Here is a 24660-nt window from a genome sequence, read left to right on the forward strand (position 1 = left end):
AAATTGCATAGTAATACTATTCAACCTTTTCTGGCTGATAAGTATAAATTAATACTTTAAGTCCTTTACCCTGATGTGCTTCTTTGAATACTTCAGGGTTATCAAGACGTTGCTCAAAACGACAATCCGGGCATTCTCGCGCCACTTCTGCTTTTAAAAATTGCTCATCTAAATCAGGTGAATTTAAACATAACATCAAGGTCGCGCCTGGGTTCATCCACTGTGGAATACGGCGAATAATTTTGGCGTAGTCACGTTCAATATTTACACTACCTTTTTGAAATGATGGCGGATCGCAGACTAAAATATCATAGGGACCATATTTTTTAATACGGCTATTTGACTTAAAAATATCTACACCTTCAAAAACAACCTGTTTACCTTGTTTTTTCGCCAACTCATTAAGTTGATGGTTCTCCCGCCCCTTACTTAAAGACGCTTTACTGAGATCAATATTAACCGCTTTACTTGCACCGCCAGCAATAGCATTTAAAGAGAAAGCACAGGTATAGGCAAAAAGGTTTAAGACATTCTTCCCTAATGAGTTTTCTCTTAGCCACTGCCTACCATTACGCATATCTAAAAATAAGCCACTATTTTGTGCCTTACCAAATTCAATATGGTAATTCAGCCCCTGCTCACTCACAATAGTATGGTTTACTTGATCACCTAATACAGTGATAGTCGGTGAAAATTTTTCATAACGATGCTGAACTTGTACGCTGCTACATGACTTAACCAAGTTTTTTAAGGCGCTAGCTTGTTCCATAAGCCATTCATTATCCACTGCTTGGTATAGGGTAATAAGAATAACAGGAGCGAGCCAGTCAACATTAACATGGCTTAAATTAGGATAAGCATGCCCACGGCCGTGAAATAACCGTTGTGCATCGGTAAAATCTGTACTGGTAATATGTTTTATCATGAATAGGCGATCGGATAATGAGTCATTTATTAATAAAAACACTCAAAAATAACATTGATACCGACTAAATAAGCATGACGTGCTTATTTAGTCGCGATTACATTTGAGTGTTTGGTTTGGTTTGCTTAACTCTGCTCAGCTAACAATATAGAAGCTACAAGCCAAAAAGGTTAACGGCAAAAAATTTACTGGCTACGGTATTAATAAAAATGAGCAACACAATAGCAGGGATAAAAGTACCTAATGAGAAGTTAATATACTTTTCTACCCACGAACCTTTGTAGTTTTCATTACCTATGCTTAATTCTTCTGACAGTTGCTTTTTCTTCCAACGATAGCTAACAAATATACAGAGTAAAAAACCATTTAGCGGTAAAATCGTATCGTAAAAAACATCATAAATAACATCAAATAACGACTTACTAGCGCCGGCATACCAAGTGAACTCGGTAAAAAATGGCAACATACCAAACGATGCTGTAGCAAATAATGTTAGTACGCCAGCTGTAATGGTTAAATAACCTAATGCTTTTTTACGACTGTGTTTTTTTTCTGTCACTAAATAAGAAACGGGCACTTCAATAATAGACACTAATGACGTTATCGCCGCAAAAAATACTAAGATAAAAAAGAATGCCGCGACCGAACTAGCGCCGACATAGCCTAAGGAAACTTGTAACGCTAAAAATATTTTAGGAAGAAAAGTAAAAATCAATGAGACTGAGCTATCACTGAGCTCACTAGGGTTAATCGCTGGGTTAAATGAAAATACCGCAGGTAATATCATTAAGCCAGCAATAAACGCAACCCCAGTATCGGTAATAGCCACCAGTTTAGCTGAATTAGGTATATTGGTTTGCTTATCTATATATGAGCCATAAGTAATTAATATGCCCATCCCCAAAGACAATGAGAAAAAGGCTTGTGACAAAGCACCATTGATAACACTGGGACTAATTTTATCAATATCGGGTACTAAGAAAAAAGTAACCCCTGCCATAGCATTATCAAGCGATAGTACAAACACCACCATAATAATAAGCATAATAAGTAATGAGGGCATAAGTATTTTAGCCGCTTTCTCAATGCCGTCTTTAACCCCTGCCGCTAAAATAAAGCTAACAATACTCGCGACTACGAGTAAGGCAAGATATAAGTAGGGGCTGTTAATAAACAAACCAAAGCCTTCATCACTCGCTAAGTAATCTAAATGGCCAGTAACCGTTAAGGCAATATAACCAAAAATCCAAACGGTGATTACCATATAAAAAACAGCAATCATAAAGGGCGTCAATACGCCGAGAAAACCAGCGGCTCCCCAAAGCTTATTACCTTGACTTAATGTTTTAAATGCACCAACAGGCTCTTTAGCTGTATTACGACCGACAGCCATTTCAGCTACCATGACCGGTAAACAAATAAGAAAAACAAAAAGTGCGTACATTAATAAAAATGCTCCACCACCATTTTTAGCCGCATTCACCGGAAAGCCCACTAAATTACCAATACCTACTGCGGAGCCTGCAGCGGCTAAAATAAAGCCAATGCGTGAGCTAAAATGCTCTCTAGAAACCGACATACTTACCCTTTTACGATTATTATAATAGCGAAATAAATTTGATCCGCCGATGCTACCAAGGTTTGCTAACTTTGTCTTCTTTTTAGCTGAATTTTACCTAAGTATAGACATAGTAAACATTACGCTAAGAGGATAAACCGTGTTTATTTAGACAAAAGTTTCGGATTCATAATGGACAAAATACCACTTGCTTCCTTTTCAGCAAACTCTGCAGCTTGAATTAAATCTGCTACAGTCAAACCTAGAGGACGACAAATTGATTCATCAATCACATTTTCATAAGTAAAGCTGTCACTGTGACTATCAATCAGTGCTAAGCGAGACGCAAGATTAAGGATCTTAACATCTTTATTTATATCTATGGAGGAGGCTGCATTAAAATAACGAATAGGAAGTATGATTTTTTCTGGTATTTGCCAACATTTTAATAAGTCTGCTGAAATATCGGTGTAGGTATAACCTAATAACTGTTCCTGTAGTTGCCAAGGTAAACAATCTTGGTGATATTTTTCACAGCGCTGCGCAATTTCAGGGGTTATTTTAGCTACTAATAACTCACCAAAATTTTGTAATAGGCCAGCAACAAATAAACGTTCAATATCACGAATACCGGCACTAATGGCAAGGTTTTTAGAGGCTAAACCACAAAAAACACTCATGCGCCAAAAGCGTTTCAAATCGATGGCTTGATTCTCAAAGTATTTAAACGCTGAGGCGGCTACGTCGACTAACATCATAGTATAAATGGTCTGCGTACCTATAATAGTGATAGCACGAGAAATAGTACTAATTTCACCAGGAAAGCTATAGATAGCGCTGTTAGCTATTTTTAACAACCGAGAAGTCATTGATGGATCAACACTAATAACATCGGCAAAGTCTGAAATTTCAGAACTTTCGTCAGTCATTAAAGCTTGTATTTTAAAACAAGCGTCAGGCAAAGCAAATGACCCCTCTGCATGTAGTGCGTAATCATGGGCGTTCATGGTAATCCTTTCAAGTAAGAGATAGCGTATAAAGTAGAGCAGTTAATTAATGAAATTTTTATAATACCAAGCCTACAAGCAATAAAGCTTATAATACAAAAAACGCGAATAAACTGATGAGTTCATTCGCGTTTTACCGACTATTGATAGTAGCCGTAACAATAATTTTAAGCTAAAGCCTAATCAGCTTCAATCATAGTCATCAACGAGGTATTGCCGCCAGAAGCAGTAGTGTCAATGCTGACCGTTTTTTCTGTCACCAAACGTTGGATCATATTGTCGAAATATTCAGAACTTATCACCGGTAAAATAGCACCATCACGTTGGGCAAGTTTGTCACTCATGTAATGTTTACGCTCACAAAGACTGTCCACCACAACACCTGATAACGCAGGATGGTTAAGCATAGTTTCTAAATGACATAGCTTAGCGACTTGGAAAACATCTTTATTGGCTCCTGTGGTAACAAATTTATCTTTAAAGGCTAATGCCTCTTGATAGAATAAATCTGACACAACTGCAATTACCGTATTACCGGTAGCCAGTGCCGTCACAATAGATAGCACCCAAAAATGTAAGGTTACATTTTCATCAGCATAACAAATAATATTACCGCGGTTTTCTAAATAAATGATATTAGACTCACCTGTTGGTCCCGGTAAGTGTTGTGGTTTTTTCAAACGCTTTTCAATATCAATCAACTGCGATCGTGCTGCCGCTAACGTTTTATTTAAGTCATCAGCTAAATCATCAACAATTTCAACATGAGCAATTTTAGCAAGCAACTGACGAACACAAGAAGTACGGGTATTTAACTCAGTTAAGCGCCACTCTTTTTCCGCCCAACTTGCTTTATCCATGATGCGTATTGCTTCATGTTTATCAGCAGCGTCACCTGTTAACATAGCTAATTCTGCATTGGTCGGGTTAAACTCTTCCTCATCAGGGGTTGATTTTTCTTTGACTAGACGCGTTAAGTAGTTTGGACCACCGGCTTTAGGACCAGTACCTGAAAGACCACGCCCACCAAATGGCTGAACGCCAACAATCGCACCAATCATATTACGGTTAATATAAATATTACCAGCACGTGATAGTTTAGCTAAATCAAAAGCGCGGTGCTCTATACGTGTATGAATCCCCATGGTTAAGCCAAAACCTGTGCCATTAATTTTATCAATAACACTTTCTATCTCATTACCTCTAAAGCGTACTACATGCACACAAGGACCAAATACTTCTTGCTTTAATACACTAATATCATCAATTTCATATAAACGCGGTGCAAAGAAAAAGTGACCGTCTTCATCGACAACATCATCTGAAAATTCACATTGATAGAGTAATTTACCGTGCGATTTCATGTAATCGCTATGGGCATTTAATTCATCCAATGCCTTTTGGTCGATAACTGGGCCAATATCAGTGCTCAATTTAGCAGGGTTACCTACATGTAACTCAGCTAAGGCACCTTGGAGCATAGTGATCACAGTATCAGCAATATCTTCCTGTAAGAACAGTACGCGCAACGCAGAACAGCGTTGACCTGCACTTTGAAAGCCTGATGAAATAACATCATCAACGACTTGCTCAGGCAATGCGGTTGAGTCAACAATCATACAGTTTTGACCACCCGTTTCAGCAATAAAAGGCACTTGGTCTCCGCCTCGCTCAGCTAAGGTTTGTGAAATATGGGTGCCGGTTTGCGTTGAACCGGTAAACATCACGGTTTGAATACGGGTATCAGGAATAATAGTACTACCGACAACACTGCCGCGGGCAATAACCACTTGTACTACGTTTTCAGGCAACCCCACTGAACGCATCATTTCAAGTGCGCGTAGCGCAATTAATCCGGTTTGCTCAGCGGGTTTTGCTAAAACAGTATTACCGGTCGCAATAGCTGCAGTCACCTGCCCTAAGAAAATAGCTAGCGGAAAGTTCCATGGACTAATACATAACACCACACCACGGGCTTCAAGTCGGTCGTCTTCACTTAACTCAATGGCACGGGCAGCATAATAGCGACAAAAATCAACTGCTTCACGTACTTCATCAATACCGTCTTGTGCGACTTTACCGGCTTCTTTAATACAAAGCGCAATAAGTTCGTCCATATGACGTTCTAAAATATCAGCAATACGGCAAAGCAATGCGGCGCGCTCATCAACAGGTGTTTGTGACCAGTCACTAAAGGCCGCTTCCGCATTATTAATCATCATCAACATATCATCTTTGCTGGTATGTTGATGAAAGCCAATAATTTCGCAGTGATTAGCTGGGTTCACTACGGCATTAGCGCCTTCTGGCACCTCATTTTTATTCAATAAATGGTCGACAAACCAGGTATCTAGTGCGAATTTCAATGGCGTAATTTCATTAATATCGGTTAAATCTAAACCTTTAGAGTTATCACGCCCTTGCCCAGCAGCGCCATTGCCTTCTGAACGATAAAGATCAATGGGTAGAACAATTTGACCATTGTATTTTATTTTTAGACGTTGCGTTTTTTCTACCGGATCTTCAAGTAGTGATTCAACTGGCTGCGATTCATCAACAATAGCGTTAACAAATGAAGAGTTTGCGCCATTCTCTAATAGACGACGTACTAAATAAGCGAGTAAGTCTTCATGATAACCAACGGGCGCATAAATGCGACATTGAATGCTTTCTTGACTGACTATTTGATCATATAAAGAATCGCCCATGCCATGGAGACATTGAAATTCAAAACCGGCTTTATCATCGCCCGCTAACTCAACAATAGTGGCAGCGGTATAAGCATTATGTGTGGCAAATTGCGGATAAATAGTATCGCGATATTCTAATAACTTATTGGCACAGGCATGATATGACACATCAGTTGATGACTTACGGGTAAAAACCGGAAAGTGGCTCAAGCCATCTTTTTGGGCATTTTTAATTTCAGTATCCCAATAAGCACCTTTGACTAAACGCACCATCATTTTTCTGTTAGTGCGTAATGTTAAATCACGTAACCAGTCAACGACATGAATAGCACGCTTTTGATACGCTTGTAATGCTAAACCAAAGCCCTGCCAATCACCTAAATCACTATCAGTAAATACCGCTTCAATGATGTCTAACGAAATATCTAAACGCTCAGATTCTTCAGCATCAACCGTTAAACCAATATTGTACTGCTTAGCTTGCAAACATAAAGCCTTTAACTTGGGTACTATTTCGCTGATAACACGATTTTTATTTAAAAAGTCATAACGTGGGTGTATAGCAGATAGTTTAATTGAAATACCAGGTACTTTACGCGGATCATTTTTGCCCGAAGCCACAGCCACTTCACCAATAGCGGTAATGGCATCAACATAGGCTTTAAGATACTTGTCGGCATCAAGCATAGTACGAGCGCCTTCACCGAGCATGTCATAGGAGTACACATAACCTTGCTGTTCTTTGGTGGCAGCCCTTTCGGTAGCAGCTTTAATGGTTTCCCCCATCACAAACTGTTTACCCATAATTTTCATCGCATAGTTCATTGATTTACGAATAACAGGTTCACCTAAACGACCTACTGTTTTTTTCAATAAACCAAATTGTTCTTTTTTACGCTTGTCGGCATAATTAACCATGGAGCCGGTTATTAACAACCCCCAAGATGACGCGTTAACAAATAATGAATCACTAGCCCCTAAATGTGTACTCCACTGACCTTGCGATATTTTATCGCGAATCAATTCATCTTGGGTGTGTTTATCAGGCACGCGAAGCAATGCTTCAGCCAAACACATGAGTACAACACCTTCTTCTGAAGATAATGAATACTCATTAAGCAGTGAATCTATTGCACCATTACCTTCTTGATCTTGACGAATTTTCAAGACCATTTTACGGGCACGATCCCAAGCGCGACTTCGGGCACTTACATTTACTTCAGCTGCAGGTAAGATATGATCAACAGCGATATTTTCATCAATACGATAAAAGTCACGAATCTTTTGTCTTATCGGGCAATCGGTAATTAGTGAACCAGTAAAAAGCATGGTTATTTCCTCAAATACAAGCAAGTAGTATACTGCTTTGGTTATAGTCTTATTCGCGCTATAACGCACAAATAATAATATCAAATATATAAAAGCACTCTAAAAGAACAAGCGTAAATAGGTTAATTACTGATGTTACTTGTTATGAGACTTTAAAGATTTAAAGTATAGTTTATATAATAAAAGAGAGGGTATCATACCATTGGCATGAGTTTGAACCTTCCATTGATATGAGTTTGATCCTTAGTGTTAACGACGAGAAGAGATCAAGATTCAAGAGTGGATATTATGAGATAAGTAAAAGTAGATTAAGCTGTAAGACTTTATGATTTTTCAATGATATAGCTGGTTGCGTCTTGAGGCGACATCGGCTTAGCAAAGTAATAACCTTGCCCGTATGCACAATCCATTTGCTCTAACAACTGCGCATCAACTAAACTTTCAATGCCCTCACCTACCGTAGACATATGTAAGTTGTTAGCCAAATCGACAATCGTTTTAATAATAGCTCTGTGATTGGCATGCTCATGAACATTACTAATAAACGATTTATCAATTTTTAATACGTCAATAGGAAAACGATGCAAATAACCTAAACTTGAATAACCCGTACCAAAATCATCCAGTAGAATTTTAACCCCTAAATTTTTTAGCGCTTGCATATTAGTCAGAACAATATCTGCATTTTCAAGTAAAGCGCGCTCGGTTAATTCCACACGAAGGTTATGCGGCGATAGTCCTGTTCTTAGTAAAATATTTTCAATATCTTGCGGTAATGTCGTGCTAAAAAAGTGATTGGCAAATAAATTACAACTGACATACATAGCATCACAGCCTAGTTCATCTTGCCAAATTTTGAGTTGCTGACAAGATGCTTCAATTATTTGCATATCAAGGGCTTTTATTAAGCCAGTATCTTCCGCTAATGGAATAAAATCATTAGGATAAACAAAGCCTCGCTTAGTACTTTGCCAACGCGCTAGTGCTTCAAAGCCTACTAAGGCTTGATCATCTAACTTAATTATTGGTTGGAAATAGGGGATAAACTCTTGCCATGCAATAGCCTCACGAATATCAGTTTCAAGACTTAAAGCATTTTGTACCTTTTGATGCATACTACCATCAAAAATTTCATAACGGCCTCTGCCCTTGTCTTTGGCATGATACATAGCCGTATCGGCGTCTCGTAACATAGTATCTGCATCATCGTAACGCTCATTACTAAATGAAATACCTATGCTAGTCCCGATATACACTAATTGGTTCTCAATAGTAAAAGGCTGTTGAAGAAAGTCAGTAATACGTTGCGCTACTTCAAATGCCTCTTCATTAGAGGATAGATCTTCAATGAGGATGACAAATTCGTCGCCACCTAAGCGAGCAACAGTGTCGTCATCACGAACAATGGTGAGTAATTCTCGAGCAATTATTTTTAATAGTACGTCACCGGCATGATGACCTAAACTATCATTAACAACTTTAAAACGATCTAAATCTAAAAATAATACCGCAAATGAAAAGGCTGTTTTACGTTTAGCACAAGCAATAGCGTGATTAAGTAAATCAAGAAACACAGTACGATTAGGTAAGCCTGTTAAACTATCATGAGCGGCAGTATGCTGTAGTAACTTTTCAGCTTGCTTACGATGGGTTATTTCGTCTTCAAGGGCAAGTGTACGTAGTTTAACTTGTTGCTCTAATAATTCATGACTGCGGCGCTCAAAATCAGCTAACTCTCGACGTTTAATGGCGGCCGAGACATGGTTAGAAACAAAGTGCAGTAATTCAGCATCCTGTTGATTATAAGTGGTTTTATTATCATAACTTTGTAAAACCATTACCCCTAATAACTTACCTGCATAAATTAATGGTACGCCTAACCAAGAATGAATATCATCTTGTGGTTTTTTGGTTATGCCTTCACGATATAAGGCCATCATTTCTTTATAAGTAAGCAACACCGTTTCACGGCGACGTAAGACAAGTTCAGAGTAAAAGTTAGATAATTTTCTTGGTTGAAAATCAGTAATTAAATTCTCTGTATTTTCATCTACATAGTAAGAGAAGCTTAAGGTATTGGTTGCTTGCTCATACTTGGCAATAAAAAAGTTTTGCGCATTAATCAACTGGCCAATAATATTGTGAACCTTACTATAAAAAGTATCTATATTAAGGTCGAGATCCATGGTTAATTCGGATATTCGATATAACGATTCTTGTAATAATTCAGACTTTTCTCGTTCGCGAATTTGTGCCATTAGTTCTTTAGTACGCGCATTAACGGCATTTTTTAAACGTTGCTGATCTTGTAAGCGTACCATTGCACCAACAACATGTTGAGCAGCAAAGGTTAGTAAATTTAAGTCATTATCAGTGTAGCGTACTTTCTCATCATAACTTTGGACGGTAATCGTTCCTATTACTAGGCCATTTTGTAATAAAGGCACGCCTAACCAGTCTGTCCCTCGAGCGCCAAACTGAGTTATTTTATAATTATCAAATAATTGCTTTTCTAATTCAGGAGTCAATAGCAAAGGTTGCTTTGACTCAATCACTAAATGAGTCAATGAACCTTCATAATCTTCATAATCAATAATGCCTGAAGGTTTTTCATCCTTTTCATCAATATAATAAACAAACTCTAAGGTTTCAAAGGTTTGGTCATATAAAACAATAAAAAAGTTTTCAGCCGTCATCAACGAGGCAATCGTTTTATGAACTTGTGGATAAAAGCTATCAAGCGCATTACATTCTTGTGATAGTTGGTTAAGTTCAAATAATGCCGTATAACGAGCTTGCAAAGCGGCATTTTTTTTCTCGAGAAAATCGATATTTTTAGAAAGGTCAGAGATACAAGCATCTTTAGTGCGTATTAACTGCTCTGCAACCTTTGTCGCCTCATCATAATGACTCTCTGATTTCAAAATTACCATACCACTTAATTAATTACTCTAGTATTGAAAAATGTGCTGATAAATCTAACATTAAAGACTGAACAGTTATTGCTTAGTCTCTTCTTTAACCGATTTAATAACTTCTTTTACTTTATGTTTATTACCGCAAATAGCCGCTTGTTTTTCATCGCGATAATAACGAATATCAATACAATTTTGTTGATAGCGTCGCTCTAACTCTGTGCGAATAAGGATATCGCCTTTAGCATTAATAATACGTTTATGTAACGCTTGACACTCTTGAATTTGTTCAGACGCTAAAGTGATATCTTCACAGACATTATCAGCACTTGAACAACTTGCTAAGAGTGTAATGGCTAACAGTGGTAAAAATATTGATTTATTTATTAATTTATTCATTAATTTAGCGGTTCCATTTACATTAAAAAACAATTTATTACTTTGAACCATTATACTTAAGGATGTCTAAATTGCGAGAGACTATATTGTTATTAATCATATCAAAAAGTATTTACTTTCATTGACGCTAAACAAGCCAATTAACACACTATACTACTGACTTCACTTTGGCTTAACACCCTACTTTCTCCGCTTTTAAGCGACTCATCTAACGTTAATTGCCCTATTGAGTAACGATGTAAGTTAATCACAGGGTTACGAAAACGGCCAAACATACGCTTTATTTGATGGTAGCGACCTTCCGTTAATGTGACGATCGCTTGAAAAGGTGAAATGATACGTAAAGCGACTGGTTTAGTGGTTATTTTTTCATAAGGAAAGTACATACCTTGTGCAAAAGCCTCTATATATTCTGGGGTTAGTGGATTTTCAAGCACCACTTGATAACACTTATTTACCTTATGTTCTGGTGCGGTTAAGCGCTCAGACCAACGGCTATCATTCGTTAATAGTACTAATCCTGAGGTATTTAAGTCGAGACGTCCGACAATATGTAAATCATCAATTATTTTTTGTTCAAATTGCCCACTCAGTAAATCAAGTACCGTTTTATGCTGCTCATCCTTGGTCGCACAAACAACACCGATAGGCTTATTGAGCATAATATAATGTGCTGTCTTATTTTGCAGTACTTTATTATCCATCACGACATAGGAGAATTGGTCAACTATTTGATCAATATCAATAGCTAACTGTCCATCTACATAAACTCTTTTTTGCGCAAGAATCAACCGAACCTTTTTGCGATTAATTTGGCAAAATTCACTAATAAGCCGATCTAAACGTGTTGTATTTATAGCCATAGAATAACGCAGACCTCATCCATTAAATAGCTGTTAAAGAATGCTTTTTCGCAAATAAATTTAACACTTTATGTAGCTTAGTTTGTGTAAAAATTGTCAATAGCTTAGGATGTAACGCCAGTAAGTCTATTTCCGAACTGGTCATAGCAATAGCACAACATACTTGTTGCTCAGCTTTATTTACACAGTAAATAACATCATCTGAAAAATGACTAATAATATATTTATTAGCTGATAATTGCTCAAAGCCTGCTTTACGCTGTTCGAAACTTTTTGGTGTTTCTAAGCTTAATGTAATCGATAAAACCTTTTCTTCATCACCATACCAATTTGCTGTTAACGCTTGAAAGTTAAACTGCGCTTCTAGTTTATTGGTCACTGAATGTAGTGTAGTGAATTGATCTCGTAAATCATCATTTATTTTAATCGTTATCGGTAGCGCTTCAGTCATCTTTATAGTTACCCTAGTAGCAATAAAATAAATTATATGGTTATGTTATACCAATCAGATTATATTATTAATATTTTTAGATAGCTGCCGATAACACTCTTCATAAGTAAAAAATTACAGATAGAACACGTTATTAGCAAGAAGTTTATAAGCTAGTTATCCCTCATTACTTCTATATTGAATTCTTTTATTATTTCTTTTTATACGGTACTTATTTATGCATAACAAGCTCTATGGGCTGTTTCAATACTCCAACGAAAGTTTATTAGCCGTATCAGATCACAATCCTTGGTTAGTCACGTTATCTATCTCTATTGCAATTTTGGCTTCATTTATAGGGTTACAAGTGGCTTCACAGGCCGCGAATTCTGTATCATTTGCACGTAAACATATATCGCTATTTGCTGGTAGTATTGCGCTTGGCGGCGGCGTTTGGTCAATGCACTTTATTGGCATGCTAGCAGTAGAGCTATGTACCACAGTATCTTATCGATTCGATATCACACTGATGTCTATGTTGCCGGCTATTTTCGCTTCTTGGATTGCATTAAGTTTACTTACCCGAGATAACTTAGGCATCACACAATTAATGATTGGCGGCGTTCTCGTGGGCGCAGGCATAGGCACTATGCATTATGTCGGCATGTCAGCAATGGAAATGGCGCCCTTACTTCGTTACGATTTAATGATTTTTTGCCTGTCTATTTTAGTTGCCGTGGTGTTAGCTATTTTATCGCTTTGGATAAAATTTGCCCTAGAAAGTATAGGTAACATACACGTTAGCACCACGACAAAAACACTGATATCAAGCTGTGTTATGGGCTCTGCCATTTCAGGCATGCACTATACCGGTATAGCAGCAGCGCGTTTTGTATTACCACCTGGTTTAGAAATATCTAAGCAAACCAACGATATTTCTTTTTACCTCGCCTTAGGTGTTACTGTCATTACTGTGTTTATTATTGGTTTCGTGGTAGCGATAAATTTAGTTTTTAGACACAAAGATATTTCAGAAAAAGCCACTCAAAACGAGGTGCGCTTGCTGGCAACAATGGATACAGCTGTAGATGGTATTATTACGATTGACGCTTCAGGCATTATTATCAGCGTTAATAAAGCGGTCACTTTAATGCTAGGTTGGCAAGAAGCTGAGCTGCTTAATAATAATGTTAACATGATAGTACCTGTGCCTTTCAAGCATAATCATGACCAGTATATTCAAAATTATTTGCAAACACGTAGCGCCAAAATAATTGGCACTGGACGCGAGGTAGAAGCAATCACTAAAAATGGCGATAAAATCCCTGTACGCCTTGGTATTGGTCATGTCGAACTAAATAAGAAGCATATGTTTGTCGCTTTTATTTCTGACTTACGTGATAAACATAAAATGGAAGCTGAGTTACGTAATAATGAAGCAAGGTTTCGCTCTTTACTCACTAACATACCGGGCATTGCTTACCGATGTTTAGATATACCTGGTTGGCCTAACTCTTATGTTAATGACGAAGTTGAAAAAGTTATTGGCTACCCAGCTAGTGATTTTTTACTACCTAACCCTAAACGCAGTTTAGGAGACTTTGTTCACCCCGAAGATAGGACCATTATCGAACAAACCAATTTACGCCACCCCGATGGTTATAAAATGGAGTTTAGGTTTATTGACCGTCATGGCGTTATAAAATGGATGCTAGGCTACGGTAGGGCAATGAAATGCGAAACCAGCAACGACTATTATTTAGACGGTTTCATGATGGATATTAGCGATCGTAAACAAATGGAATCTGACGTCATTGCGGCCAAAAACAAAGCAGAAAAAGCAGTAGAAACTCGCTCAGCATTTTTGGCTAATATGAGCCATGAAATCCGTACACCAATGAATGCTGTTATCGGTTTTAGTGATATTTTACTCGATGACGAGCTAAGTGCAAGCCAGCGTAAATACCTTAACACTATTAATCAATCCGCTAAATCATTGTTGCATATTCTTAATGATATATTAGACAGTGCTAAGCTAGAAAAAGGTAAATTTCAACTTGAATATCGTGACTTTTCGTTAGTCGAAGAAGTCGATGCTGTGGTATCTACTTTATGGCTACAGTCGCAAAATAAAGGCTTAACGCTTGATCTTAATATTCATGCTAAGGTTCAGGGGTACTTCAATGGTGCTCCAGACAGAATTAGACAAATATTAACGAACTTACTCGGGAATGCCATCAAGTTTACCGAGCAGGGAAAAATCACGATTAACATCAGCCCCGAAAATACCGATAATATAGATAATATAGATAACTATTTAGTTAAATTCGTCATTAAAGATACAGGCATAGGTATTGCGCAGTCTCAGTTAAACACTATATTTGATGCTTTTTTACAAGCTGATGAATCAATGAGTAGACGTTTTGGTGGTACTGGGCTAGGCACTACTATCAGTAAGCAGCTAGTCGAGTTAATGCACGGTAAGATAACCGCAACCAGTGTTGAAGGACAAGGCTCTGAATTTACTTTTACCATTCCGCTAACCCCCATAGTACGCACGAGTGAAGTAGTGCAAATGCAAAGTCATCAAAAACTACCGAAGCTGCATGTACTGATTGTTGATGATATTGATCAAAACATTAATTTACTCACCTTACTATTAAAACGTAAGGGCCATGAAGTTTTAGAGGCAAGAGATGGCGAACAAGCTCTACTACAAATGCAAAAAAACACCGTCGATTTAGTGTTAATGGACATTCAAATGCCGGTAATGGATGGCTTAACAGCGGCTAAAGCTCGTAGAGAATTTGAACGTAGCAACGGTCTTAAGCACTTACCTATTATTGCCCTTACCGCCAGCGTACTGCCGCAAGACAAGTTTTCTGCCGAGCAGGCAGGTATGGATGGTTTTGCTAACAAGCCTATTGATATGGAACAATTAAACAAAGAAATTGCTAGCGTATTAAATATTAACAACCTAGCAACCAATACAATAGCAGCAGTTGATAAATCAACCTTAAAAATTGATATCGACACTGGTATTGGCTTATGGGGCTCTAAAACCAACCTTTTTGTTGAAATAAACCGCTTTATTAACAACTCAGCAACAGAAATTATCAATTTAAAACAACTTATAACACCACTAGCAATACCACAGCTACGCAAAGCAGCCCATAAATTTAAAGGGAGCACTGGTAATCTAGCATTGAATCGTTTGATGGTTATGTTTAACGAGCTAGAGTTGTCATGTGAAAGTCAAGAGATGGCTACCATTGAATTCACAATAGAAAAAATTATCCTTGAGTTTGATCACATTAAACAGTGTGTCCATAAAATGAATGATAGCGAAAGTGAAATGATTAAAAGTGATAACTTAGCAAATCAAGTTACTCTCAGTAACGCAATTGACATTTTACAACAACTTAAACAGTATGTGAGTGATAATCAGTTTGATGAAGCACTGTTAAATAAACTCGAAAATCTCGTTCCATTAAAACCAAATAAAATAAATGCGATCCTCAATGCCTGCAATAATTTTGAATTTTCACAGGCGGGTGAATTAATCACGCTATTAATTAAACAATTGCAAGCAGAACAGAAAAAAAGGTAAGTTGAGTAATATGCTAAAAAGTAAACAGAATATTTTAATTGTTGATGATGAACCTACCAACTTACGTATCCTCAACCAAATACTAAATGATACCTACAAGTTAATTTTTGCCAAAAGCGGTCAAGAAGCCTTACGTTTAGTAGAAAAAGAACTACCTGATTTAATTTTACTTGATGTCATGATGCCACAGATGACTGGTTATGAGGTTTGCCAGCGCCTTAAAGAACACCCGCGATATAAAATGATCCCCATTATTTTTGTTACCGCATTAAACGATGCTGATGATGAAGCAAAAGGCTTAAACCTTGGTGCGGTAGATTATATTTCTAAACCCATTTCACCCGCAGTGGTAAAAGCACGGGTAAAAACACATTTGTCGCTCGTTGATGTTGAAGAGCTAAGACGTACACGCTTACAAATTATTCAACGCCTAGGCAAAGCCTCTGAATATAAAGATAATGAAACCGGCATGCACGTGATGCGTATGAGCCATTACTCCCGCGTTATTGCTTTGGCCTATGGTTTTTCTAAAGCAGAAGCAGATAATTTGTTTAATGCCGCACCAATGCACGATATTGGTAAAATAGGTATTCCCGACAGCATTATGCTAAAACCGGGCAAACTTACTGATGAAGAGTTTTTAATAATGAAAACGCACCCCGAGATAGGGGCTGAAATTTTAGGTGAGTCTGACTCTGATTTAATTGCCTTAGCCAAGTTAGTCTCATTAACCCACCATGAAAAATGGGATGGCAGCGGTTACCCCAACCAACTTAAAGGTGAAAGTATTCCTATTGAAGGACGAATAGTCGCACTAGCTGATGTGTTTGATGCCTTAACCAGTGTTAGGCCTTATAAAAATGCTTGGACAGTTGACGACGCGGTAAGTTTTATTCAACAACAAAAAGGACTTCACTTTGACCCAAATTTGGTTGACTGTTTTGTACAGCAGCTAGCACAAGTCCTTGAAATAAAAGAGCGCTGGAAAGACTAAATCTCAAACAGTCATTTCAGCGCTACACTAACCGGCTAATGATTATTGCACTTTTATCGCTTTAGGCATTTTGTAACTGCCATCGGTAAGAGGTACATAAGGTCCATAAAAGCGGGCAGTAAAACGCATACCGTTAACAGGGGCTGGCAACCAGTTTTTTGCTTGTTCTGGATCATTAGGCTTTTCTGCTTGAATGTAAACAACCAGTTTTCCCTCTTTAACGACTAGTTCACCTGATTCAAGCATAAAGCTATTCACTGTATAGCGGTTTATTTCATTGGCGACAAAATAGCCATTAGCATCATAAAGCGGAATCGACCAGAACTCAGTCACAGGGGGTAAATTATTCATATCAAATGTCATAGTATATTTATTTTTACCATTAAGTAGCTTACCTTCGGAGTCGGTGAACAAAAATGCGCCTGAATGTGAAATATTTTTATCTGGCGCTGCCCAAGCAGCATCGGCAATAATGGCGCGATCCATCCAGCGTGTTTCAAAACCACCACTATTACGTATTAAGCCCCATCCATTCATATTAATTAAATTTTTCTTAAGCGTGGTACGAACACTTTTAAATCCGGCTTTAAAGCCAGTGTCTAACGATTTTTGTTGCTCTGTTGTCAATGCAGACCAATCAAAATTTAAACCTTTACCGATATTTACCGACTTAAGTTGCGCTAACATTTCAGTCTCAAGTGATGAGTCAGGGAGTAAAGTCAACGTCGGATCATTCAAAATAATATGAAGTAGTGTGAAGTATTGTTCAGCCGTTTGTTTGTCTACTTGTCCCATCGCATAGTCAGAAAGCCCTTTAGGAATTACATACTTGCCGTGTTTAACCTTCTTGTCAGTTTGAGCAACGCCTTGGTTAGCATTAGCTAGCCACTGAGCTACTGGCGTTACAGTGACTTGATCTTGATAATGATTAATTGTTTTAATTTCTTTATCAGAGCCCGTTTCAACAGCCATACGCACAACAATATAAGCCGTTTTTGATGGCCATTGAATCACGTCCGTCGTTGGAAAACCAGATGGAAGATTACCTTCATAATCAGGTGGCACTACTATGTATTTTCTTGCTTTAGTGCCATTAAAAGTTGACCCCACAATCATTCGGAAAATGCCATATTGATCCATCGTTTGAACACTGAAATAACGATCCGTTATTTCAGGTACTTCAATCACAACAGGACCATTTTGTAAATCAAGAAAGCCTGAACCATACAGTGTTGTCGCATTAGGCGTCACAACCGGAAAATCAGGGGTGATCTGCTTACGTACCCAAAAAATCCTGTTTACGCCGGAATAAATTTCATTTTCTTTAACGTTGTTCTGAGTGTAAATCCAGCGCTGTCCGTAAAATATCGCTTGCTGTAATCCATAGATATAAGCGCGCTCGGCAACAACTTCTAACTTAGGGGTAGCTTGAGCTGTGTTTTTTTGTGCTAAGGTAATGAGAGAAAATGTCGCTAGAAGTACTGCGACACTCGCCGTTATTTTTTTAAATAAAGTCATACTGATAATGTCCTATATATTGATAAAAAGGTAAAACTAAGCTTACGTTATTGATGGGCGGTTTATTAACCATCGTTTACTTTTCTTAGTTAATGATACCTTTGTCCGTTTATATCTCTTGACTACTAAAATGAGTAAGAGAGTGCCGTAATATTTATTCACTGTAGATCAAGCTAACAGTAATCAAATCGATTATAGTCAAGCTTGCTTATTACACCAATATTTAAATAATGGCGTATATATATTCATATCCTGACTTGATAAAATGAATTTAAAAGTGCATTTTAGATAAGGCTATTTATTTACATGCTTGCATAAGCTATTAACTATAAACCTAGTGTTCACTTATCAACCGAAAAGGGAAGTTCACTCATGAATAAAAGCACTTTTATCCGCTCTATTGCTGCTTCAGTACTAGTATTATCTAGCTTGTCGATGGTACAAGCAGAAGTAACAACTGATGCACTAAAATCTATCTCAATACCTGACAACGTTAAAACTGCTATTGGCACGTTAGATTTTTTTGATGGTATCCCTTCGGATGCCACCATTAGCAAAGTTTACGATAATTTAGATCGCAGCCGTGGTCTTGGGGTTTACTTAGATAATATGGGCGGTGTATCAATTAATGCCGTGCTTGATGGTCTGGCTGCAGCTGGCGCTAATAAAAGTAATAAAGTAGCGCTGTTTGAGCAACTGATGGATTCTAAAACACTAGTAGTAACCGCCAATACCTCAACGTTATATGCTTACGCAGGTACTGATCTTGGTAACGATGGTCCGACGGTTATCGAAGTACCGCCAGGAATGCTTGGCTTTCTCGATGACGGCTGGCAACGCTTTGTGGGGAATATTGGCGTCACAGGTCCTGACAAAGGTAAAGGTGGCAAGTATCTGGTATTACCACCGGGTTATAGAGGCATAGCACCCGAAGGTTATTTTTTGCTTAAACCTAAAACCAATCGTAACTTTTTATTTTTACGTGGTTCAATCAAAAATGGTCTTCAGCCAGCAGTAGCAAACATTAAATCTGGGCTTAAAATTTATCCATTAAAAAATGTTAAGCAACCGGAAAAAACTGAATTTATTAACATGTCTCACCAAGCATTTAATACTGTGTTCCCCAACGATATCCGTTACTTTGAAATTCTTAACGATATGATTCAAAGAGAGCCTATCGATGCGATTGGTCCTGAAGTTCGCGGTGCAATTGCTGCCATTGGTATTGTAAAAGGCAAGCCTTTCAAACCTGATGCACGCATGAAAAAACGCTTAGTTGAAGCGGGTACTCTTGGTAATGCCACCGCGCGTGTGATTACGGTACAACCTCGTAGTGAGGGGGTAGCAATTTACCCAGATAGCGATAGTAGCTGGACCATGGCATATGCCAATAAAAATACCACGTTTGAAGCCAATGGTGCTATCGATTTAGATGCAAGGACCTTATTCTATTTCAACGCCGGCGGCGTAACGCCTGCTATGGCGGTGACTAAAGCAGGTGCAGGATCTGATTATGCATTAGCTTTTCTTGATGCAACTAAGCAAGCCTTCGATGGCGGAAAAACCTATAAACTTCATTTGCCACCGAACGTGCCAGTGAACAACTTTTGGGCTGTTACACTTTATGACACACAAACTCGCTCACAGCTGCAAACTAGCCAGCAATTTCCGACAGTGGGTAGTTTAACTGACGGCATGAAACAAAACAAAGATGGTTCATACGAGGTATATTTTGGTCCAAACGCACCAAAAGGCAAAGAAGGTAATTGGTTGGCTACGATACCGAATAAAAGCTGGTTTATGATTTTAAGAATGTATGGTCCATTAGAGCCGTGGATTAATAAAACATGGCGACCAAGTGAGATTGAGTTAATTAACAAACTAGACCACTAACTAAAGCACTGTATTATTTCTAAGTTAATAATTTTACTCAGTAGCGATGGCGCCAAATTTGATGATAACTTATGTTTAGTTCTCAGCGGCGCCCTATACGAGTAACAACTTATCACTAGACTAAGCATTTAACATACCTCTCTTTAAAAAATAAAAATATCTTTTAAAATCAAATAAATATTTTCAATAACAATAAAAAAAACTTAGTAAAACAACACATAATTCAGATAACCAGTGTTACCCTAGGAATAGCTAGTAATAAATGATACTCGGGCTATAATGAGTTAATGATATGAAATAAAGGAATATTACTATGTCGATTCGTTTAGTGTTTATTGGGCTTTTATTTATAGTGAGTACTGCTGTCGATGCAAAAGAACGCTTGATGATCAACTTTGAACTTATGGAAAATAAAACAATGATAGAGCAAGGTTCTGTATTGGTCACAAAAAAATTAAAAGGCTGGAACAAAGGAATGCAAACCAGTTATCTAAAGTTAGCCTGTAAACCTCTAGCGAATGGCAAAGTAGAAAAGCTGTATTCAACCATTAATTTTTTTGATGGCTTAAAAGTCACTCATCAACAGGTAGGTGATACCATTGAACTTATGGTTAAGCGAAGCAAGGTCACTTCTCGTTTTACTGAAATCCACAACTTACCCGCTAACCAATGTAAAGACATGGTGCCCGTATTAACAACAACCGTTGAAACTTATCAATTTGGTATAAAAAAAGGCATAAAAGATTCTCGCCCCTTTGGTGACTCTATGACCTTTCACTACCATGTAAATTAGTCATGCAAGTAATATGTGCTAAAGCTTAGTAAATAAAAGCCTACTGTTGGTATGCTATTTATCAACGTTAATTGCTGTAATGACCGCTTACTATTTTAAAAAAGCACTGAACTTTTTGGTTATTATCAGCAAAAGACTTATCTGTATAAGTGGAATTAAATCGCAGTGAATAAAATAGCAGAAGAGCAAGCCCGAATTCATCAAATTAGTGCTATCCTATATAGCGCCAGTCAACCTATTCGTATACTTTCCCACCTAGAGTGGCATAGAGATATTAAGCGACAATTTTTTGCCAATAATGCTAAAGAACTTCCTAAGGTTAGCTACCCTGGTTTTGATCCTCGCAAAACTTTAGCATTAGTAAATCAAGCGAGAGGCTTGCTTGGCAGCTCAGACGTAGATCAGTGGTTACAACGCATATCAGTAAAGCTTGAATACGGCGCTTTAATGATGGCCTCTGTTGGCACTAAAAAGTTTTATGAATTTTCTGAAAAATTGTATGACAAGCCTACGAATGCTTTTACTGACGACAAGTCTACACCACTTGAGTTAGCAAATTCGTTTGATAAAAAAATCAGCAGTTACGCAAATTACGATTTAGGTGCGCCGCCACCAATGTGTTATTTAGCTACTGATATTGCTGGTCAAATGGAGCTAGCAGTAGCCAAAATGTTTGGCGATGAAGCGCCAAAAATTGAAATTGTTGATGAGCTTTCCGCTAATGCTTTAGCAAATCCGAAACTTATAAGACTACGAAGAACTGCATGCTTTACTGATCTTGATGCACAACAACTCATCAACCATGAAGCATATATTCATGTCGCCACCTCTATTAATGGCTTAAATCAACAACATCTAAAAATATTAGCGGCTGGTCATCCTGGTACCACTAAAACACAAGAGGGTTTAGCGGTATTTTCTGAGTACATTACTAATTCAATTGATTTAGATCGATTGCGCCGACTAGCTGATCGCATTATAGCGATACAAATGTCGATTGACGGCGCTGATTTTTTAGATGTGTATCACTATTTTTTAACGCGTATTGGTAATGAATCACAAGCCTATGAAAATAGTAGAAGAGTTTTTAGAGGTGGTGTGTTAACAGGGGGAGCCCCGTTCACTAAAGATGGTGTTTATTTAGAAGGGTTAATCCGCGTACATAATTTTTTAAAAGCTATTGCAGCTAATGGTCGAGCTGATTGCTTAAAATTATTGTTTTGTGGAAAATTAGATATTGAAGATATCCCTGTATTATACAAATTAACCGCAATGGGGCTATGCCAACCAGCAAAATACTTACCCCCTTGGGTAAAAGATGCTCGCTATCTATTAGCTTATTTAACTTGTTCTGACTTTCTTAATAAAATGGATATGCCAAAGGTTTACTCACACTATGATGAGCTATTACACAGTATTCCACAAAAGATAAGTTAGCGATTATACAATCAAGTCAATCTAACTATTGAGCTTTATTCGTCGTGCTAGAAACGTAATTAATGAGTACTGGCATCAATGTACTCAAAAAACTTTATTAACTCTTTTCTACTCGGTTCAAGTAACTGATTTGCATTATCAATGATTTGATCTGACGCGTTAACCACAGAGCCTTTAACTTCTGCCAGTGCTGCACTAGTAATAGCCATTGAGTCTTCTTTTGCTCTACTGAGACATGCCGTAGTATCAAATAATTCATGTGTTGAAAATAAGATGTTCTCATCATCAATCAATTCTTTTTGTTCTTCACAATACTGACTGATTTCTAAATATGTCAAGGTGCCGACAACGGCTACGGTTCCTAATGTCGCCGCTGACAAAGCCGTAGCACTGACCTTTTTTCCTGCTCGTTTATAAAACTTTTTAGTCGCATTAACTTTCTTAGCTTTATGACGAGTTTTCATTTTTTCAACAACCTGCTTTGAAGTCGTCAATCTTTGTAGTTCGCTTAGTGTTACTGCTGAGTAACCAAATAATCCTAAAAAACCAGAGAGAAAAAATTTAGCGATCAATACTATCGTCACTACCGTTATCGCTATATTTTTTAATAGTTTCTTCAATAACCCAAAAGAGATAAATTTGCTATTAGCCATATCAATTATCCTTATAGCGCATTTAATAGTGTATTAATTTTTTGAACTGTTCTGAATGAATTATATACAAAAAGGGGAAGGTAAAAAAGGTAATGCGAAGAAGGTGCTGAAGCAAATATGAATATTTTTAGAGTGCCGCTTGATTATCAATTAAGAAATATAATCAATAATCAAACGGTTACTAAAATAGGTGAGTTGACACTATAAGCCGGGTTTTGTAGCTCAATTACTAAAAGTAAGTGAGGGACAATCATTCGTCTAGGCCTTAAATCGCTCTAAGGCTCAAGCAACCTACCCGGTTTCCACGCGAGCCACGCTTATATTATTGAAACTTACGTCACAATAATCATGAAACCCTATTTGGTCTTGCTCCAGGTGGAGTTTACCCTGCAATTACTGTTACCAGCAATCCGGTGCGCTCTTACCGCACCCTTTCAGCCTTACCTGTGAAATCTCGAAAGATAACCATCGGCGGTCTTCTCTCTGCTGCACTTGTCGTCGGCTCACGCCGCCCAGGTGTTACCTGGCACCCTGCTCATTGGAGCCCGGACTTTCCTCCCGCTAGAAATACTTACGTAAACTAGCCAGCGATTGTCTGGTCAACTCGGCGCGAATTCTACCTTATTTTTAGAGAATGTCCACGACCTTTACTAAAACTAGTGTAATTTTATGATTTCAAGCTTAAAGCAAATTCATATAAGGCATTTTTCTTTACCCCATAAATTTCTGCAGCAATAGCGCAGGCTTTTTTAGGTTTCATTTCAGTCAATAATAATTTCAACGTACTAATCACTTCTGCAGAAATTTCATTTTCTTTGGCTTTATAGCCTTCAATAATTAATACCATTTCACCTTTTAACTGGTTAGCATCTTGTTCAAGCCAAGCCAAAAAATTGTCAGCGCTATCACTGTGAATGGTTTCGAAGGTTTTAGTTAACTCTCTAGCGATAACAATATAACGCTCACCGCCTAACGTGGTGACAATATCGCGTACTGTATCAATAGCGCGGCGCGGCGCATCATAAAAAACCATGGTACGAGGCTCGGCCGCTAACGCCAGTAAAGTCGCTTGTCTAGCACCTGATTTAGAAGGCAAAAAGCCTTCAAAACTAAACCTGTCAGTTGGTAACCCTGCCACAGATAACGCAGAAATAGCAGCACAAGCTCCAGGTACCGGTGAGACATTAAGACCCAGACTTCGACAGTGTCGTACTAAGTGAAAACCAGGATCGCTAATTAACGGCGTTCCTGCATCTGATACTAAGGCAATCGTTTTGCCTTCTTGTAACATACTAGCAATTTGATCTTGGCGTTGACGTTCATTGTGATCATGCAATGACATGGTCTTATTTTTAATCGAAAAGGCTGCCAATAACTTACCGGTATGGCGAGTATCTTCGCAGGCAATAACGTCAACTTGCGTTAATATATCTATTGCTCTTTGGCTGATATCACCCAAATTACCAATAGGGGTTGCGACAATATAAAGCGTCGCTGGGATTAAGGTTGTTTCACTCATTAATACTTACTTCACTCGGTTTGGCGTATAGTTATTTAACGTATAGTAGTTGTGACTAATGTCTATGGCGTTTATTATAACCCTATACTGATAACAATAGGCACGGATTTATTTATTGTCGTCAAAA

At 37.9% G+C, this 24660-nt stretch carries 16 protein-coding genes and 1 other RNA gene; 5 read left to right on the top strand and 12 right to left on the bottom strand.

Annotated features, from left to right (window positions below):
- Positions 1-16: 16 nt before the first annotated feature.
- The 8 genes from FCS21_RS01645 to FCS21_RS01680 all read right to left on the bottom strand — a co-directional run bounded on the left by FCS21_RS01645 (position 17) and on the right by FCS21_RS01680 (position 12137).
- On the bottom strand, positions 17-925 hold the full coding sequence (locus FCS21_RS01645) for a class I SAM-dependent methyltransferase (protein ID WP_138620239.1): 909 nt from the start codon (positions 923-925) through the stop codon (positions 17-19).
- A 154-nt stretch (positions 926-1079) separates the two neighbouring features.
- Entirely contained in the window at positions 1080-2504 is a 1425-nt protein-coding gene (locus FCS21_RS01650; RefSeq protein ID WP_138620240.1) for a sodium-dependent transporter, read from the bottom strand.
- Positions 2505-2647: 143 nt separating this feature from the next.
- Positions 2648-3490 carry an HDOD domain-containing protein gene (locus FCS21_RS01655; RefSeq protein ID WP_138620241.1) on the bottom strand — a complete coding sequence of 281 codons (843 nt, stop codon included), beginning with the start codon at positions 3488-3490 and terminating at the stop codon, positions 2648-2650.
- Positions 3491-3669: 179 nt separating this feature from the next.
- The gene (gene putA / locus FCS21_RS01660; protein WP_138620242.1) at positions 3670-7509 is read right to left on the bottom strand and encodes a bifunctional proline dehydrogenase/L-glutamate gamma-semialdehyde dehydrogenase PutA; all 3840 of its coding nucleotides are present in this window, start codon (positions 7507-7509) and stop codon (positions 3670-3672) included.
- A 323-nt stretch (positions 7510-7832) separates the two neighbouring features.
- On the bottom strand, positions 7833-10433 hold the full coding sequence (locus FCS21_RS01665; RefSeq protein ID WP_246046945.1) for a sensor domain-containing phosphodiesterase: 2601 nt from the start codon (positions 10431-10433) through the stop codon (positions 7833-7835).
- 75 nt (positions 10434-10508) lie between these two features.
- A complete protein-coding gene (locus tag FCS21_RS01670; RefSeq protein ID WP_246046946.1) occupies positions 10509-10823 on the bottom strand; it encodes a hypothetical protein in 315 nt (104 codons plus the stop codon).
- A 140-nt stretch (positions 10824-10963) separates the two neighbouring features.
- Positions 10964-11686, bottom strand: a complete 723-nt coding sequence (locus tag FCS21_RS01675) for a 16S rRNA pseudouridine(516) synthase (RefSeq protein ID WP_138620243.1) — start codon at positions 11684-11686, stop codon at positions 10964-10966.
- 22 nt (positions 11687-11708) lie between these two features.
- Positions 11709-12137, bottom strand: a complete 429-nt coding sequence (locus FCS21_RS01680) for a hypothetical protein (protein WP_138620244.1) — start codon at positions 12135-12137, stop codon at positions 11709-11711.
- Between the two features lie 217 nt (positions 12138-12354).
- Between FCS21_RS01680 and FCS21_RS01685 the strand changes: the two genes are divergently transcribed.
- Together FCS21_RS01685 and FCS21_RS01690 are read left to right on the top strand one after the other, a co-directional pair.
- On the top strand, positions 12355-15726 hold the full coding sequence (locus FCS21_RS01685; RefSeq protein ID WP_138620245.1) for an MHYT domain-containing protein: 3372 nt from the start codon (positions 12355-12357) through the stop codon (positions 15724-15726).
- A 10-nt stretch (positions 15727-15736) separates the two neighbouring features.
- Complete coding sequence (locus FCS21_RS01690; protein WP_138620246.1) at positions 15737-16720, top strand: response regulator; 984 nt, start codon at positions 15737-15739, stop codon at positions 16718-16720.
- 42 nt (positions 16721-16762) lie between these two features.
- On the opposite strand, the gene FCS21_RS01695 is transcribed toward FCS21_RS01690, so the two are convergent.
- Positions 16763-18238, bottom strand: coding sequence for a DUF1254 domain-containing protein (locus FCS21_RS01695; RefSeq protein ID WP_138620247.1), 1476 nt, complete (start codon positions 18236-18238; stop codon positions 16763-16765).
- A 372-nt stretch (positions 18239-18610) separates the two neighbouring features.
- On the opposite strand from FCS21_RS01695, the gene FCS21_RS01700 reads away from it, so the two are divergent.
- The 3 genes from FCS21_RS01700 (at position 18611) to FCS21_RS01710 (ending at position 22361) form a co-directional block, all read left to right on the top strand.
- Complete coding sequence (locus FCS21_RS01700) at positions 18611-20131, top strand: DUF1254 domain-containing protein (RefSeq protein ID WP_222927937.1); 1521 nt, start codon at positions 18611-18613, stop codon at positions 20129-20131.
- A 313-nt stretch (positions 20132-20444) separates the two neighbouring features.
- Positions 20445-20924 carry a hypothetical protein gene (locus tag FCS21_RS01705; RefSeq protein WP_138620248.1) on the top strand — a complete coding sequence of 160 codons (480 nt, stop codon included), beginning with the start codon at positions 20445-20447 and terminating at the stop codon, positions 20922-20924.
- Between the two features lie 165 nt (positions 20925-21089).
- Positions 21090-22361: a peptidase MATCAP family protein gene (locus FCS21_RS01710; RefSeq protein ID WP_138620249.1), complete on the top strand. Its 1272-nt coding sequence runs from the start codon at positions 21090-21092 to the stop codon at positions 22359-22361.
- Between the two features lie 59 nt (positions 22362-22420).
- Here FCS21_RS01710 and FCS21_RS01715 read toward each other — a convergent pair whose 3' ends face one another.
- The 3 genes from FCS21_RS01715 to rsmI all read right to left on the bottom strand — a co-directional run bounded on the left by FCS21_RS01715 (position 22421) and on the right by rsmI (position 24533).
- A complete protein-coding gene (locus FCS21_RS01715) occupies positions 22421-23014 on the bottom strand; it encodes a hypothetical protein (protein WP_138620250.1) in 594 nt (197 codons plus the stop codon).
- A 187-nt stretch (positions 23015-23201) separates the two neighbouring features.
- An RNA gene (gene rnpB / locus FCS21_RS01720) (RNase P RNA component class A) lies at positions 23202-23621 on the bottom strand.
- A gap of 60 nt (positions 23622-23681) precedes the next feature.
- Positions 23682-24533 carry a 16S rRNA (cytidine(1402)-2'-O)-methyltransferase gene (gene rsmI, locus FCS21_RS01725; RefSeq protein ID WP_138620251.1) on the bottom strand — a complete coding sequence of 284 codons (852 nt, stop codon included), beginning with the start codon at positions 24531-24533 and terminating at the stop codon, positions 23682-23684.
- Positions 24534-24660: the final 127 nt, after the last annotated feature.

The organism is Colwellia ponticola (assembly GCF_005885605.1).
Lineage (GTDB): Bacteria > Pseudomonadota > Gammaproteobacteria > Enterobacterales > Alteromonadaceae > Colwellia > Colwellia ponticola.

Coding starts and splice junctions, on each gene's coding strand:
- FCS21_RS01645 (WP_138620239.1), bottom strand. CDS start 925: ATGATAAAACATATTACCAGTACAGATTTTACCGATGCACAACGGTTA.
- FCS21_RS01650 (WP_138620240.1), bottom strand. CDS start 2,504: ATGTCGGTTTCTAGAGAGCATTTTAGCTCACGCATTGGCTTTATTTTA.
- FCS21_RS01655 (WP_138620241.1), bottom strand. CDS start 3,490: ATGAACGCCCATGATTACGCACTACATGCAGAGGGGTCATTTGCTTTG.
- putA (WP_138620242.1), bottom strand. CDS start 7,509: ATGCTTTTTACTGGTTCACTAATTACCGATTGCCCGATAAGACAAAAG.
- FCS21_RS01670 (WP_246046946.1), bottom strand. CDS start 10,823: ATGAATAAATTAATAAATAAATCAATATTTTTACCACTGTTAGCCATT.
- FCS21_RS01675 (WP_138620243.1), bottom strand. CDS start 11,686: ATGGCTATAAATACAACACGTTTAGATCGGCTTATTAGTGAATTTTGC.
- FCS21_RS01680 (WP_138620244.1), bottom strand. CDS start 12,137: ATGACTGAAGCGCTACCGATAACGATTAAAATAAATGATGATTTACGA.
- FCS21_RS01685 (WP_138620245.1), top strand. CDS start 12,355: ATGCATAACAAGCTCTATGGGCTGTTTCAATACTCCAACGAAAGTTTA.
- FCS21_RS01690 (WP_138620246.1), top strand. CDS start 15,737: ATGCTAAAAAGTAAACAGAATATTTTAATTGTTGATGATGAACCTACC.
- FCS21_RS01695 (WP_138620247.1), bottom strand. CDS start 18,238: ATGACTTTATTTAAAAAAATAACGGCGAGTGTCGCAGTACTTCTAGCG.
- FCS21_RS01700 (WP_222927937.1), top strand. CDS start 18,611: ATGAATAAAAGCACTTTTATCCGCTCTATTGCTGCTTCAGTACTAGTA.
- FCS21_RS01705 (WP_138620248.1), top strand. CDS start 20,445: ATGTCGATTCGTTTAGTGTTTATTGGGCTTTTATTTATAGTGAGTACT.
- FCS21_RS01715 (WP_138620250.1), bottom strand. CDS start 23,014: ATGGCTAATAGCAAATTTATCTCTTTTGGGTTATTGAAGAAACTATTA.
- rsmI (WP_138620251.1), bottom strand. CDS start 24,533: ATGAGTGAAACAACCTTAATCCCAGCGACGCTTTATATTGTCGCAACC.